We start from the raw sequence: 13,185 nt of genomic DNA on the forward strand, positions 1-13,185 counted from the left end.
CGACCAGAGCGGTGGGAAATCTGCACAGGACCATCAGCGGGCGACCGCCGGTGCACTCGCCGGTTCCGGTGGGCCGCGGAAGCCCGGCGGCATTCGATCCTCGACCGTCGGCGTCGCGGCCGCGAGCGCGCCGCCCCCGGGCGCGGGCGAACTGGCGGCCGATTGTTCGCCGAGGTTCAGGGTCTTCGGCCCGAGGGCGGTCTCGAGCGTGATGCCGGACGCAGTCACCGCCTGCAGCGTCACGCCATCGCGCATCTCGCCCACCGCCAGCCATTCGGCGGGCCGGGCGTCGATCGAGACGAGCGCCGCGAGCCGCCGCCGCGAGACCGAGACCCCGTCGAGCCGGATCGCGGGCTCGCGGACGGCGCCGGGGCCCGTCGTGAGGGCGAAGAGCGGCGAGCCCAGCAAGGCCGAGGCGCTCGCCTCGCCGCCCCTTACGGCGCCGGCCGTCGGGGCTTTGAGACCGAGGAGGCGCGCGTGCGCCTCGTCGAGCGCGTTGGCCTTCACCGACATCCCGCCGGCCAGCAGCCAAGCTGCCAGGCCGGTGGCGAGACCGAGTGGCGCGGCCGCGCCGATGAGATCTAAACGCCGCAAAACACACGCCCCGAGAAGGAAAGGGTGACGCTGGACACCTTCGGCGTCAGGTCGAGGCTGTCGACGAAGAGCTGCGGCCGCTCGCGCGACAGCAGCGCCAGCACGCCGACAGCGCCCTCGTACGGGCCGGTGACGGAGAAGCGCAGCCGCACCGGGACGACACGCGTATCCGCGTCCGGCGTGGGCTCGACGCGGGTCTCCAGGCTGTCGAGCACCAGGCCCGCCTGCGTGACCTGTGCGGACACCCGCTCGCGCAGATCGTTCGCCTGGGCCATCGGATCGCGCGAGCACAGCGCCTCGGCGCCGAACGGACCGCGGTCTCGTACCGGCTTTAGGAGCGCTTCCGATCGATCCGCCGCACCCGTGAGCGCGCCCAGCCGCCCCTCGAAGTCGTTCGGCGTCGCCAAGCTTGCCAAGACGACTCCAAAGATCAGCGCCGCGCCGGCGCCCACGCCGATCGCGGCCGCGACATCAAAGGGCTTCAGGCTTGGCCGCGGCATCAGGGTCCGAGCTCCGCAGCGAGCGGGCCCGGACGACGCGCGCCAGCGTCCGGCCGCCCGATGGCCCAGAGCCACACGCCCGCGCGCAGGGGCTTGGCCGATCTCTCGACTGCGCGATCCGTAGTCAGGAACGGCGGCTGTTCCCCTCGCGCCTCGACCGCCAGCAAGCCCTGCTCCCAGTGGACGCCCACGATCCGCGCTTCGGGCGTCTTGGACGTCGCGATCCAGGTAAGGTCGGCCACCACGTCGCTCACCGGGCGACCCTGTCCTACGAGGGCCCGCAGGTCGCGGGCTTGGTTGGCCCGATCGCGCACCTTCTGGGCCAGCCGAAGCTTCGAAGCCGCAAGCGTCTCATCGGCCGCGAGCCGGGCCTCCGCCTCACTGCGCGCGCCGAGCGCCAACATGGCGCCGCCACCCAACAGCGCGCCGGAAAGCACGAGCAGGGCGAGCGCGGCGGCGGGGCCGCGCAAGCGTCCGAGGTCGAGCGCCGATTGGCCGAAGCGCACAGTGAGCGTGGCGCCGTCCACCTCGGCCGTCGTCTCGAAAGCTCCCGACACCTCCCGCCTGCGCACGTAGAACGCCGCGTAGCGGCCCGGCCGGCCCGGCGCCCAGCGATCCAACCGCCGGACCTGATGCAACAGCTCCGCAAGCGGTAGCGGCGCCCCGTGGCGCGCGTCGAGCCGCGCGGCGCGCGCCTGTTCCCACGGCGCCCCGGGGGGCGTGGTCAGCGCGCGGACGAAGACCTTCGGGTCCGGACGAGAGTCCAGCGGCGCCTCATCGAGCTCTCTGAGCGGCAGGTTCACCGGCAGGCCTGCGCGATCGGGTCGAAGCGACAGCCCTGCGGCTGTTCGGCGTGGAGCCTCGCGACGAGGATCGGCGCGGGCGACGATGGCTCACCCTCGACCAAGTATACCGACCTCAGGGGCTGGCGAGCGCCCTCGCCGGAGGGTGGCCACCGATCCGTCGGGCCGCCGCCTGTATCATAGACGAACCGCGGATCTCGCTTGCCGACCAGGCGATAGACGAGCGGCGCCTCGTTCCCACTGACCAGCCTGAGCATGCGCTGGCCATCTTCTCCCTCGAGGCGCGCCGAGCAAACGCTCTCGCCCTCGCAGTCGAACTGGAGACCCGAAGGATCGCCCGTCAGGCGTTCGCCCTGGCCCGCGATGAAGGGACCGTTTTCCTCGAGGCGCCCCTCAAGCCACTGCTCGACCGCCCGCGGCGTCTGCGCCTGCAAGACGACGGCCCCAACGGCGCCTTGCTGCGCGGCATGGACCTGCATGCCGAGGCCGAAGCCACCGAGGCCCAGGCCAATGACGGCCATGGCCGCCAGAGTCTCGGTGAGGGTGTAGCCGGCCTCGCTCACGGGGCGGCTTCCAGCGGACACGGTTCGAGCGTGGCGGCTTGGTAGGCCCGCCCGCTCTGAAGGTTGGTGAGCGCTACTGCGCGCCGGCACACTTCGATCGGACGTTCTGCCCCGGTCGTGCTCGTCTCCACCGACCAGGCGAAGCCATCGCTCATGCCATCGCTGCGCGTGAAGCTCGCTGATTGCGACACAAAGAGCCAGGTCAGCAGGCTCTGAGCACGACGAGTCTCCAACGCCACGGTCGCGACATCGCGCGCCTGACCGAGAGCGGCAAGGCTCAGGATCAGCGTCGTGGACAGGATCAACATCGCCACCAAGGCGTCCGCCAAGGCATGGCCCGCCTCCGGGGCAGGCGCCTGCGGGCCCCGCACAAGGGGCCGCGGTAAAGGCGGACGCGACACGCCGAAACTCAAACGCCACTCCCCCAAAGCGCTGAAGCTTGAGCGTTAGCATATGGACGCGGACCCGCAACCTCCGGTTAGATCATTAGGTTGCGACAAATGGGGATGGCAGTGTCGGATCGGGAAAGGCGGCGGCGTGCTTTGGTCTTCGCCGCCTCGATCGTCTTCCACATCGGCCTGTTCTTCGCCGCCTTCAGCCGCGCCGGCGGAGAGCTTGTCTCGGCCGGCGATTCCGGCGGTGGGCCGGTGGGCCCGGTGTTTGCGGTGACGCTGGTGCGGCCACCCATGTCGGTCGCTGAAACCTCGACGGCGGACTCATCCGGCGCCGCGCCACTCCTCCTGCGGCTTCGCCCCACGGCGCGGCCGGATGGCGTGCCCGTGCTCGCAAGCGACGATGCGCGCCGGTTTTCCGACCTGGCTGCGCGTCTCTCGGGCCCGGGAAGCGCGTCTCCCACCTCGCGTTCCGCGCCGCCCGCAGCGTCGCAAGGCGGAGCCCACGTTCCAGATCCCAACCGATGGTCGGAAGCCCGCCGCAACAAGGCCAGGACCGATGAAGGAACCGACGGTGAGACCGCCGGGACCGCCTCCACCGGAGCCCTTTGGGGCGCGATCGAACCCTGCTGGCGTAACCTTGGCTTTCGCGGCCAGGTGCCCGTCACCATTGACGTGCCGCTCGACAGCGGCGGCAAGCTCCGCGGTCCTCCCAGCGTGATCCGCGCCAGCAGCGCCCTGCTCAGCGAACCGAGACTGAAGTCCGAGGCGAATGCCCTCGCGGCGATCGCCGCCTGCATGCCGCGGGGCGACATCCGGCTGGCCAGAAGGACCTATCGATTGGAGTTTCCGGCTACGCCCTAGCGTTGCGGGAGGTGGCCCTTAGGTCCGCACCAGGCGTCCCCACCTCGCACTCAGGCGAGCAGTCCGAGGTCACGGGCCGCGACCACCGCCTGTATGCGCGTCCGGACGCCCAGCGAAGCACAGGCCTGTTCGAGATGCTTCTCCACGGTACGCTGGGAAATTCCCAAGATCTGGCCGATGTCCCGTGCGCTCTTTCCTGCCTCAGCCCAGCTTAAGCATTCGAGCTGACGAGGACTGAGGCTGACTTCAACATCTTCAAGCTTAAGCATACGCATGACGCACCGCGCGCTTGCAACTCCAGGATGAAGCTACCTCAAGAACTACAATTCAACAAACACAACCCACGAGCGACACAAACCAGCGGACTGTCCGCAACTTCTTGGCGCGCAATCCGCCATTTACTGGCGGCCGACCTTCACGGTGCATGTCTTCCGCGAACGGGAGATGCAGTCGTGGAGCGCCAGAAGCTCCTCGCGCGGCACCCGGCGAGCGACCTCCACGGCTGTCCAGCCCTGCGGGTCGCCGCGCCGAAGCAACCGGTCTCCGGCCGGCGCCATCGGCAGGTTCAAGGTGGCAGCGGCCAGGCGCTCGGGAGTCCCCCAACTGGCCGGGAGCATGCGGGCGACCGGCCCCAGGAGGAGGCTCCACAGAACAATGCCCGCCAAGGCCCCACCGCCTAGCAGGCTCGCGGTCCGGCGCCAGGACCGCGACTTCGCCAGATCAGCCTCACGAGCCGCGCGGAGCGCCTCCCCTGCCTGGCGGAGGGTTATACGCTCACGTTCGAGCTCCGCCACCGGCTTCGCCAGCACCTTGGCCGCGGCGATCTGGAACAATGACCCGAGCTGGTCCGGGGCGAGGGCCAGGAGCGGGCGCTCGCCCAGCGCCATGGCTTGAGCGCTGACGGCCGCGATCGCTTCGGAGAGCTCCGCGAGGGTCGGGCTGTAGTCGACGGACGCGTCTTGCGCACTTGCGGCCAAACTCTCGACCGCGCGCCGAAGGAGCGCCACCTCGCTTCGCAAACGCTCGAAGGCGGCCGCCGCCAGATCGCCGGGCTGCAGGCTCATCGCTCCCATCCGCGATCACGGCTCGTCTCGCGCCCGATGTCCCGCGCCTGCTGCAGGTCCGGGGTAGAGGTTCGCTCGGCGGCCCGCAGCAAGGCCTGGGGCCGCCCACGGGCGGCAGGCGCGGCCAGCGCAGGGTCGCGCTCCAGCGCCGCAGCCACCTTCGCGGCCAGACCAGGGCTCGCCCTGTCCAGCGCACCGGCCGCTCGGTCCAACGCCACCCGCTGATGGGCGAGCAGATCATGGCCGGCGATGCGGATCCGCACGCCGTCCTGCCAGGCCCGCGCGAAGGCCTGGACGCGCGCCAGTTCGTCCTGCCGGACTTCAGGTCCGGCGGCCGGGCCCGATCCGTGCGACCGAAACGCCTCGAACGCGCGGCCAGCGACTTGCGCGAGACCTCGGCGCTCGGTGAAGAGCTCCGGGTAGTCGAGGGTGGAGTCCTTGGCCCGCTCCCGCGACAACGCCCGCCCGAGTTCGGCCTGATCGGCGAAGGTCTCGCGGTCGTAGTGCAACGCCACACTCTGGCGATGCCGCGACAAGGCGACGTAGGTCGCGTGCCGGTCCATGTAGCCGCCAGCCAGCACATGGGCGCGATCGACCGTCACACCCTGCGACTTGTGGATCGTCGTCGCGTAGCCGTGATCTAGGTCCGTGTAGGCCTTGTGGTCGAAGGCCAAACGCCGCCCGTCGTCCAGGCGCACGCTCATGCGCGTCTCGCCAAGTTGCTCGACCGTGCCCAGCGTCCCGTTCTTTACGCCGAGCTCGCGCTCATTGCGCAGGAAGACGACCCGTTCGCCCACTGCGAAGAACCGTGCGCCGCGGGTGGTCTCGACCGTGTGATCCGGTCCGAACGCTCCGGCCGCCTGCATGCGCTCGCGCGCCAAGCCGTTGAGGGCGGAGACGTCGTCGCGCGTGTAGGCCAGCATGACCTGCGAGGTCTCCGGCGCTGCCTGCTTGGCCGCCCACCAGCCTGCCACCACGGCCTCCCGCGCAGCCGCGGCATCCTCGTGCCCGTGCACGGCGCCCCCAGCGGCATAAGCTCCAAGGGCCTGCGCGGTCCGGCCGGTGGCAAGCTGGCGTGTCGCATCGCGCTGCCAGTCGACCTGCTGTCGCCGCACCTCGGTGAGCTCGTAGGCGCCGTGGCGCTCCGCGAGCGCCCGGAACGCGGCGCCCGCCTCGATGGCCTGCAGTTGCTCGGCGTCGCCGACCATCACCACCTTCGCGCCGGACGCCTGGGCGTGCGCCATCACGCGGGCGAGCTGACGCGATCCGACGAGCCCCGCCTCGTCCACCACCAGCACGTCCCGCGGGCCCAGCGTCTCGCGATCCCGCGCCCACGCATGCTCAAGGCTCGCCAGGGTCCGCGACGGGATCCCGGAGCCCCCTTCGAGACTCTCGGCGGCCATACCCGACAACGCCGCGCCGCGGACACGATAGCCTTGCGCCTCCCAGGCCTCGCGCGCGACGCCCAGGAGCGCGCTCTTGCCCGTGCCCGCATAGCCCACCAGCAGCGCGAGATCGCCACGACGGGTGACGTGGTCCACGGCGTCGCGCTGCGCGGTGGAGAGGTCGAGCCCAGCGGCGGAGGAGCGCGCCAGCGCCGCGTCCTTGTCGCGCCCCGTCACGGCATGTCCTGGCCGTTCAGCCATCTGGTCGGCATCACGCTCGAGACCGCGCTCGACGCGCAGCATCTCGCGGCTGGTGAAGCGTTCGCGACCCTGACCGTCCCGTCCCAGCCGGACGGTCTCGGAACTCGCCCGCACCTTGGCGAGCGCGGCGTCGAACTGCGCCTTGCCGTCCGTGTGCCGGTGCACGAACCGGGCAAGGTCATGGTCGGTGAACGTCGCCTGCTGGTGGGTGATGGCCGACAGCGCGATCTCGGGCTCGGCCAGGATCCGCTCGCCGTTGCGCCGCGCGATCGCGCGATGATCTTCCGCACGCTCAGCGGCCTCGCCATGGATCTCGCGCCGCGCGCCCGACGCGCCGATCTTGTTCTGCGGCTCCAGATCGATGCCCTGGTCCTTGAGGGCGCGCGCATCGATCCGCGTGTCGATGCCAAGTTCGGCGAGCCGGCGGTTGGCATGGTCCGCCCACGCCTCCCGCCACGCGACCAGCTGGTCCGTGGCGTTCCAGTCGCGCACCTTGCCGCCAAACCCTTCCGGCCCCGCCGAGCGCAACGCGAGCATGACGTGTGCATGCGGCTTGGGCTCGCCGTCGGCGCCGACATCCCAATGCACATTGAGGTCGGCGACCATGCCCTTGCCCACGAACTCGCGCTGCACGAACGAGCGGGCGAGCTCGAGGCCGTCGCGCTGCGAGAGCTCCCGCGGCAACGCGAACTCCACCTCCCTCGCGAGCTGCGCATCCTTGCGGCCTTCCTTCGCCTCCACCTCGTTCCAGAGCGTCTCGCGATCGCGCCAGCGCTCCGGCGCGCCAGCGGGCAGCATGACCTCCGAATGCACGACGCCCGCCTTGGCCGAGAAGTCGTGGGCGCGATCGAGACGTTCGTCATGCAGCCGTGAGGCCGACCGATAGGCAGCCGCGGCGACGGCCGACGAGCCCCTGGCCCGCGAGATCACCTTCGCCGAGAAATGGTAGATCGCCATCGCGGCGCTCCGCCCTTCGAGCCCGTCGCGCCCAAGGACGTCGGTCACGACGTATAAGCGCGCACTCAGACCTTCGGCCGTGAGTGACGGGACCGCCATGCGTAAGCTTACCCATAGCGCCCGGAAAAACGGCCGCGCAGGGTTCGGTCTCCGTTTGCACGGAGGCAACGTCATGAAGAAGCCGCGCGACCTCGACGCAGAACTTCAGGCCCTGCAGCAGCGCGCCAAGGCGCTGAAGGGCCGGCGGGTCACGCAGTTCGGCGAGCTGGTGATCGCCACCGGCGCCGACCACCTTTCCGTCGAAGAACTGGCCGGGGCGCTCGTCGCCGCCGCCAAGGCCGACGCGTCCACGCGGGAGGCCTGGCGGCGCGCCGGCGCCAGCTTCTTTCAGGGACAGAGCCGGACTGGCGGCGGCGCTGGTCGCAGCGGCCACGGCCGCTCGGCGGATGGCGGCGGCGCGCCACCGGCTTGAGGCGGCGCAGGCAAGGTCGGACACGAGGGCCTGGGTCGTGCAGCGCCGTGAACGGACCCATCAGCTGATCGAGCTCGGCGGCCTGGTCGCCAAGGCCGGCCTCGTCGATCTCACGCAAGACGATCGCGCCGCGCTCTATGGCGCCTTTCTGGATCTCGCCGACCGGCTGCAGGCGCCGGACGGTGACGGCACGAAGCTGCTGTGGCGGCGGCGCGGCCAGCGCGCCTTCGCCAGCGAAGCGGAACGCGTCGAATGAGGCTCGCACTCGGCGCGATCTGGCCGACGCTGGTCGGCGCGTTCTGGGGAAATGTCGTCGCCAACCTTCCCTTCCTGATCGTGCGGGATCACTTCGGCCTGCCCGACCTTCTCGCCGAATGGGTGATCCCACTGACGGCGACGCTCGCGGGCGGCGCGTGGGGCTACCTGCTTTGGTTGGGGCGCTACGGGCCCACGGGTCCGGTGACCACCCACGGCAGCGCCCAGTTCGCCGACGAGCGCCGCGCCCGCGGCGCGCTCGGCGGATCGGTCGGCCTGATCATCGGCCGCGCCGCCGGCGGCTGGCTCATGCGCTACGACGGGCCTGGCCACCTCCTGACCTTCGCGCCGACCCGATCGGGCAAGGGCGTCGGCGTCGTCCTTCCCAACCTGCTGACGTCCGACCACGCGATCCTCTGCGTCGATCCCAAGGGTGAGAACGCGCGCATCGCGGCGCGCGCGCGGGCGCGCTTCGGGCCCGTGCACGTGCTCGACCCCATTGAAGCGTCGGGCCAGCCGAGCGCGAGCTACAATCCCCTTGCCGCCCTGGATCCGTTCGGCCTCGACCTGGCCGAAGACGCCGCGCTGATCGCCGAAGCGCTGGTCTACGATCCACCGGAGCAGGTGAGCGAGGCGCACTGGAACGAGGAAGCCAAGGCGCTCATCGCCGGCGTGATCATGCACGTCGTCACACACCCGCCCCCGGAAGGCGCGACGCTGGCGGCGGTGCGTGATCTGCTGACGGCGGCGCCCGCGCGTTTCGCCGCCACCCTGAAGGCCATGCAAGCCAGCCCCGCCGCCGACGGCCTCGTCGCCCGCGCCGCCAACCGCCATCTCGGCAAGGCGGACCGCGAGGCCACCGGTGTGCTCTCGGCCGCGCAGCGCCATACCCATTTCCTCGACAGCCGCCGCATCACCGACAGCCTGGCCCGCGCCGACTTCGCCTTCGAGGACCTGCGCGACCAGCGCGCCAGCGTCTTCCTGGTGCTGCCGCCCGAACGGCTCGGCACGCATGCCCGCTGGCTGCGCCTGCTCGTCGCGCAGGCCCTGCACAGCCTGGCCCGCGGACCCACGCGCGGCGGCGCGAAGCCCTCCCCGGTCCTCTTCCTGCTGGACGAGTTCGCGACGCTGGGGCGGCTGGAGCCGCTCGCCCAGGCCTATGGCCTGATGGCCGGCTATGGCGTGCAGCTGTGGGCCATCCTGCAGGACCTGCACCAGCTGAAGGCGCTGTACGGCGAACGGCACGGGACCTTCCTCGCCAACGCCGCCGTCACCCAGGTGTTCAACGTCGCGGACATCGACACGGCCCAGTGGGTCTCGCGCACGCTCGGCGTCACCACCGAGACCTTCATCGCCCACGGCACGTCGATGAACGCCGGCTCGACCACGTCGCTGAAGGGCGGCTCGAGCTCTTCAGGCGACGGCGAGTCCTGGAGCGAGCAGCGGGTCCGCCGCGACCTGCTGACGCCCGACGAAGTCATCCGACTCCCCGACCACATGATGCTGGTGCTACGCCCCGGCCGCGACCCGCTCCTCGCCGGCAAGGTCCGCCACTACGCCGACCAAGAGTTTGCCGGGCTGTTCGACGTTTGAGCAGTACGCTGTGATCGGCTACCCCCCGTCCACTCGCCGCCCGTTTCGCGATCCACCTGTGGCCAGATAGGCGTCCGCTTCTGGATCACATGCTAATGCGGGCTTCCGACCCTCAGCGGACGTTCTTTACGGTCGCGCCTTCAAGGCTGAATGCACCGCGCAAGTGGTTGCCGCTCCAGCCTTCGACGACATACACGCGCTTCATCGAGAGAGGCCTCGGTCCAACCGTCGTGACTAGCCACGGTGGAGCATGGCCATAGCGCAACGGGAAGTCCGTCTCGCAGAACTGCTGCTGGTCCTTCGCCGGGTGCGGCTCCATCTGCCACATCACCACCCCGCTCTCCCGATCTGCGACGGTGAGTCTGTCCAAGCACCAGTGGCGGCGTTCCTTCTGAGAGGAATAGAAGGTCAGCTCGCCGCCCGGCATCTCGGCCTTAATCCGGAGCTCGAGGACGCATCCTCCGAGGAGTGCCGCGCACCCCGCCACACCCAGCAAGAGAAGTGGCCGCATCATCCTGTATAGCTTGCCTCGCTGAAGGACCCCTTTCCACCCTTCTCGGAAGTTCACCGCGTCCGCTTTCAGGCGCACACCTCGAACGTCCGGTTTCGGCAGACGCGCCAGCGTCCGCTTCGACCCGTTGCGGACCCTCGGGCACGTCTTTTCAGCGGCTGAACGACCAGTCGGCTGCAAAGCATTCGAAGGTCGAGTCCCTTAGATAGAAGATAAAATGTCGGCTTCCGCGCCCAGCGGGATGCGGCTCCTGCCAGTCGTCCGGTTGGTCAGCTAGCGGGTCGGGACCTTCAAGTTCGTAGAACTCGCCCCATCCTGGCGCGGTCTTGCTGTATCGGCACCGGCCGCGATACCACCCCTCATCATTTGTGGGACCTAGCCTCCATCGCGAGCAGCCGTCGAACAGCAACCGGGCGACGTCGCCTTCCTCCGCTGCATGCGCCCAAGGATTTAGCCGGAAGGACAGCTCCACCCTCTCATCTTCGACGGCAACGTGCTCGCCTGGATCATTGGGTTCGGCGTTCCACCCATCGTTGAGCTTCTTGAAGGTCGGCGTTTCCATGGGTGGCGGGTAGCTCAACTGCTGTCGCCTTTCCACCCCGCGCTGACATTCGCGCGGTCTGGTTTCCGGAAAGGCCAGCGAGCGTCCGATCTGAGGCGTGGCAACGATTTCCGGTTTCAGACCCGTTGCGGACGCTACGCAGATGGACGAACCTTAGCTATGGCGTCACCGCATTGGCTTACTTGGGTAGAGGCGGTTCTCGCCAGTTTGGCCGGTGTAGTGGCGTGGTTGCGCATACGTCGCCTCCCGGTTAGCTACCTGCGCGACTATCTGGCCGACCTGGCGTGGCTCCCCGCGGTGTGCCTCGCGTTCATGGCGGCGTTGGGCGAAGAACCCGCCACGGCTTTGATATTCACCGTGATGATCGCGCCGATTGCCGCCCTGCGAAATGTTCTGTTCGCCGTCGCATTCAAGAATCCGCCGAATGATCCATCGGCAATCGATGAAGGTGTGAAGCAAGAGCGGGACACGCTGCGTGCCCAGCTCCTGCACTCCAATTCATCAGGAGTGTCTTCCGACACGAGCGCAAAGCCGCAAGGCGCTGAATGACCAGATTTGTGCGACGCGACGAGCAGGCTGCCCGCCTTGAGTGGCTGCGGAAGCTCTCAACAGACGATCTTCTTGCGGGACTCAGAGGCGAGGTGATGTCGACCGGCAGGCGGCTCGTAGCCAATGGCGGTCACGCGACCCTAGTTCGGCAGGTGCTGCGCGAGCGCGGCGTCGGCGTCGATTAGCTCGGGAAGCAGAGTCCGCTCCCCACGCCCTGCAGAAGTTCACTTGATCCGCTACCTGACTGGTTCATCGGCCAGTGCCGTGGCCCGACGGAGTGGCGCCTTCAAGGCTCCAGCGGCTTCGCCGCCTTGAGCAGATCCGCCCAGCTGTCGGGCGGATCGCCGCTCTGCAGGCGCTTGGTGAAGATCGCATAGGGATCGGTCTTCGACCCGGCCTTGCGCAGCGTCGTCTCGTCGTTCAGCCAGCAGTAGATGATCACCTTCGCCTTGCCGTCCCAGCGGAAGAACAGGCGAAACCGGCTCAGGAACTTGACCCGGAACCAGTGCTTGTAGCTGTCCCCCAAGGTCGCGCCCTGCCGGAAGGCCTTGTGCGCCGGATCGGCGGGCGCCTCGTTCAGCAGGATGTCGACCACCCGCGCCAGGAACTTGGCCTTCGGGTGATTCTGCCACCCGTTCGGATCGGCGGCCCGCAGCGCCTCGACGTCGGCGGCGAGGCTCGCGAGCTGCCGGTTGAACTCCTCGGTGGCCAGCAGGGTCCAGCCGTTCCGAACCGGCGCCGCGCCCTGCCCCATCGTCAGAGCGTGAAGTCGGCGGGCAGATCCTCATCGTCGCGGAGCGGCGTGACGCCCTCGACCAGCGCCGCCACGCGGGAGAGGTCCAGCGGCTGTACCTTGTGCGGATTGGCCTTCAGGTCGGCTTCCATGAACGACAGGAAGGCGCCCACGACCGGGTCGAGCTCATCGGTCTTCCGGCCGGTGGAATTCGGCGCCTCGACGGCCATCAGCACGTAGCCGGGGGACACCGAGCGGACCCTCACCTCGGCGCTCACCTCGAACTCGGGGTGGTCGGTGAAGAACTGCTTGCCCAGGCGCACCGCCTTGGAGCTCCCGGTCGTGGTGACCTTCCCCTTGTAGGCGCGAACGTCCATCCCGCCCGCCGCCGGCGCGCGAGCCATGAAACGTCCGGTCGCGCCCCCACGGGACGTGGACCGCTGCGTAGGCCTGGTGGACATGTGTTCTCCGCTTCAGGGCTGGCGAACCCTGCGCCCAATATACGTACACTCATACGTATCGACAACCCATCGCCGCCCCGGCGCCTCGCACCCGCGGCCCGTCGCGGCTCCGGCTCGGAGATCGGCGGCGGCGCCGGAAGCGCCGCCGCCTGAGGCCTCAGTTCGCCGGGCGGGTGTTGCGGGACCAGACCAGGCTGTAGCCCTCCTCCGCGTCCACCAGGTTGGCGTAGATCGGCGCCGGGAAGCTGGGGTCGTCGAGCTTGACCGAGAGGTAGTCGCGGTTCTCGCGGCTGGTCTTCTTCCAGGCCGCCCCGAACTCGGTGCCGGCGGCGAAGATGCGGAAGTCCGGGGCGTTCTCGCTCTCCTTGGCTACGGGCTTCAGCTGCGCTTGCTTGACGTTGAGGCTGAGGGTCCGGATCGCGCCGTTGTAGCTGCCGTCGCCGCTCTTCATGAAGGTGCCGATGGTCGCCATGGGAAGTCTCCTCTGAGTTTCGGGCCGCGCCTGCCGTGGCCTCGATGGCGGACCTGGAGTCGAGGGCCGGCGGGCGGCGCAGCCGAAGGCCCGCAGCGTCAGCGGAGGATGGCGGCCGGCGGCTTTCTTGGGCGCGAGGAATGGGCGTCAGCCCAGGGGAAGAAAGCCGCCGGACGCCGTTGCGCCGCCGGCCG

The 13,185-nt window shown here is 69.5% G+C and carries 18 protein-coding genes; 5 read left to right on the forward strand and 13 right to left on the reverse strand.

The annotated features are described in order from the left end of the window. Nucleotides 1-33 precede the first annotated feature (33 nt). The 5 genes from ACODSY_RS09085 to ACODSY_RS09105 are packed head-to-tail and all read right to left on the reverse strand — an operon-like array spanning nucleotide 34 to nucleotide 2,789. Nucleotides 34-594 carry a hypothetical protein gene (locus tag ACODSY_RS09085; RefSeq protein ID WP_488951391.1) on the reverse strand — a complete coding sequence of 187 codons (561 nt, stop codon included), beginning with the start codon at nucleotides 592-594 and terminating at the stop codon, nucleotides 34-36. Further along, nucleotides 582-1,094: a GspMb/PilO family protein gene (locus ACODSY_RS09090; RefSeq protein ID WP_488951392.1), complete on the reverse strand. Its 513-nt coding sequence runs from the start codon at nucleotides 1,092-1,094 to the stop codon at nucleotides 582-584. Before ACODSY_RS09090 ends, ACODSY_RS09085 begins: the two co-directional genes overlap by 13 nt. After that, a complete protein-coding gene (locus ACODSY_RS09095; protein ID WP_488951393.1) occupies nucleotides 1,094-1,897 on the reverse strand; it encodes a hypothetical protein in 804 nt (267 codons plus the stop codon). Before ACODSY_RS09095 ends, ACODSY_RS09090 begins: the two co-directional genes overlap by 1 nt. Further along, nucleotides 1,894-2,460, reverse strand: a complete 567-nt coding sequence (locus ACODSY_RS09100; RefSeq protein WP_488951394.1) for a prepilin-type N-terminal cleavage/methylation domain-containing protein — start codon at nucleotides 2,458-2,460, stop codon at nucleotides 1,894-1,896. Before ACODSY_RS09100 ends, ACODSY_RS09095 begins: the two co-directional genes overlap by 4 nt. After that, entirely contained in the window at nucleotides 2,457-2,789 is a 333-nt protein-coding gene (locus ACODSY_RS09105) for a hypothetical protein (protein WP_488951395.1), read from the reverse strand. The genes ACODSY_RS09100 and ACODSY_RS09105 overlap by 4 nt, the downstream gene beginning before the upstream one ends. Nucleotides 2,790-3,002: 213 nt before the next feature. On the opposite strand from ACODSY_RS09105, the gene ACODSY_RS09110 reads away from it, so the two are divergent. Beyond that, complete coding sequence (locus tag ACODSY_RS09110; RefSeq protein WP_488951396.1) at nucleotides 3,003-3,716, forward strand: hypothetical protein; 714 nt, start codon at nucleotides 3,003-3,005, stop codon at nucleotides 3,714-3,716. A gap of 50 nt (nucleotides 3,717-3,766) precedes the next feature. Here ACODSY_RS09110 and ACODSY_RS09115 read toward each other — a convergent pair whose 3' ends face one another. The 3 genes from ACODSY_RS09115 to traA form a co-directional block, all read right to left on the reverse strand. Beyond that, nucleotides 3,767-3,991, reverse strand: a complete 225-nt coding sequence (locus ACODSY_RS09115; RefSeq protein ID WP_488951397.1) for a LuxR C-terminal-related transcriptional regulator — start codon at nucleotides 3,989-3,991, stop codon at nucleotides 3,767-3,769. A gap of 123 nt (nucleotides 3,992-4,114) precedes the next feature. Beyond that, a complete protein-coding gene (locus tag ACODSY_RS09120; RefSeq protein ID WP_488951398.1) occupies nucleotides 4,115-4,780 on the reverse strand; it encodes a DUF6118 family protein in 666 nt (221 codons plus the stop codon). Beyond that, nucleotides 4,777-7,383 (reverse strand): Ti-type conjugative transfer relaxase TraA, encoded by a 2,607-nt coding sequence (gene traA, locus ACODSY_RS09125; RefSeq protein ID WP_488951399.1) that lies wholly within the window; start codon nucleotides 7,381-7,383, stop codon nucleotides 4,777-4,779. Before traA ends, ACODSY_RS09120 begins: the two co-directional genes overlap by 4 nt. A gap of 172 nt (nucleotides 7,384-7,555) precedes the next feature. Between traA and ACODSY_RS09130 the strand changes: the two genes are divergently transcribed. From ACODSY_RS09130 to ACODSY_RS09140, 3 genes are read left to right on the forward strand one after another with little or no spacing between them, the layout of a single operon-like run. Continuing rightward, on the forward strand, nucleotides 7,556-7,855 hold the full coding sequence (locus ACODSY_RS09130; RefSeq protein ID WP_488951400.1) for a conjugal transfer protein TraD: 300 nt from the start codon (nucleotides 7,556-7,558) through the stop codon (nucleotides 7,853-7,855). Next, nucleotides 7,830-8,111, forward strand: a complete 282-nt coding sequence (locus tag ACODSY_RS09135) for a conjugal transfer protein TraD (protein WP_488951401.1) — start codon at nucleotides 7,830-7,832, stop codon at nucleotides 8,109-8,111. Before ACODSY_RS09130 ends, ACODSY_RS09135 begins: the two co-directional genes overlap by 26 nt. Beyond that, nucleotides 8,108-9,703: a type IV secretory system conjugative DNA transfer family protein gene (locus ACODSY_RS09140; protein ID WP_488951402.1), complete on the forward strand. Its 1,596-nt coding sequence runs from the start codon at nucleotides 8,108-8,110 to the stop codon at nucleotides 9,701-9,703. The genes ACODSY_RS09135 and ACODSY_RS09140 overlap by 4 nt, the downstream gene beginning before the upstream one ends. Nucleotides 9,704-9,815: 112 nt before the next feature. Here the strand turns inward: ACODSY_RS09140 and ACODSY_RS09145 are convergent, their stop codons facing one another. Beyond that, nucleotides 9,816-10,130 carry a hypothetical protein gene (locus tag ACODSY_RS09145; protein WP_488951403.1) on the reverse strand — a complete coding sequence of 105 codons (315 nt, stop codon included), beginning with the start codon at nucleotides 10,128-10,130 and terminating at the stop codon, nucleotides 9,816-9,818. Between the two features lie 235 nt (nucleotides 10,131-10,365). After that, nucleotides 10,366-10,776 carry a hypothetical protein gene (locus ACODSY_RS09150; protein ID WP_488951404.1) on the reverse strand — a complete coding sequence of 137 codons (411 nt, stop codon included), beginning with the start codon at nucleotides 10,774-10,776 and terminating at the stop codon, nucleotides 10,366-10,368. A gap of 207 nt (nucleotides 10,777-10,983) precedes the next feature. On the opposite strand from ACODSY_RS09150, the gene ACODSY_RS09155 reads away from it, so the two are divergent. Beyond that, nucleotides 10,984-11,325 (forward strand): hypothetical protein, encoded by a 342-nt coding sequence (locus tag ACODSY_RS09155; RefSeq protein WP_488951405.1) that lies wholly within the window; start codon nucleotides 10,984-10,986, stop codon nucleotides 11,323-11,325. Between the two features lie 286 nt (nucleotides 11,326-11,611). Here ACODSY_RS09155 and ACODSY_RS09160 read toward each other — a convergent pair whose 3' ends face one another. The 3 genes from ACODSY_RS09160 to ACODSY_RS09170 form a co-directional block, all read right to left on the reverse strand. After that, complete coding sequence (locus ACODSY_RS09160) at nucleotides 11,612-12,079, reverse strand: type II toxin-antitoxin system YhaV family toxin (protein ID WP_488951406.1); 468 nt, start codon at nucleotides 12,077-12,079, stop codon at nucleotides 11,612-11,614. A 2-nt stretch (nucleotides 12,080-12,081) separates the two neighbouring features. Further along, on the reverse strand, nucleotides 12,082-12,462 hold the full coding sequence (locus ACODSY_RS09165) for an AbrB/MazE/SpoVT family DNA-binding domain-containing protein (RefSeq protein ID WP_488951407.1): 381 nt from the start codon (nucleotides 12,460-12,462) through the stop codon (nucleotides 12,082-12,084). Between the two features lie 214 nt (nucleotides 12,463-12,676). Next, nucleotides 12,677-12,991: a DUF736 domain-containing protein gene (locus tag ACODSY_RS09170; RefSeq protein ID WP_488951408.1), complete on the reverse strand. Its 315-nt coding sequence runs from the start codon at nucleotides 12,989-12,991 to the stop codon at nucleotides 12,677-12,679. Between the last annotated feature and the right edge of the window lie 194 nt (nucleotides 12,992-13,185).

The sequence above is a fragment of the Phenylobacterium sp. FG114 genome, from assembly GCF_057809855.1.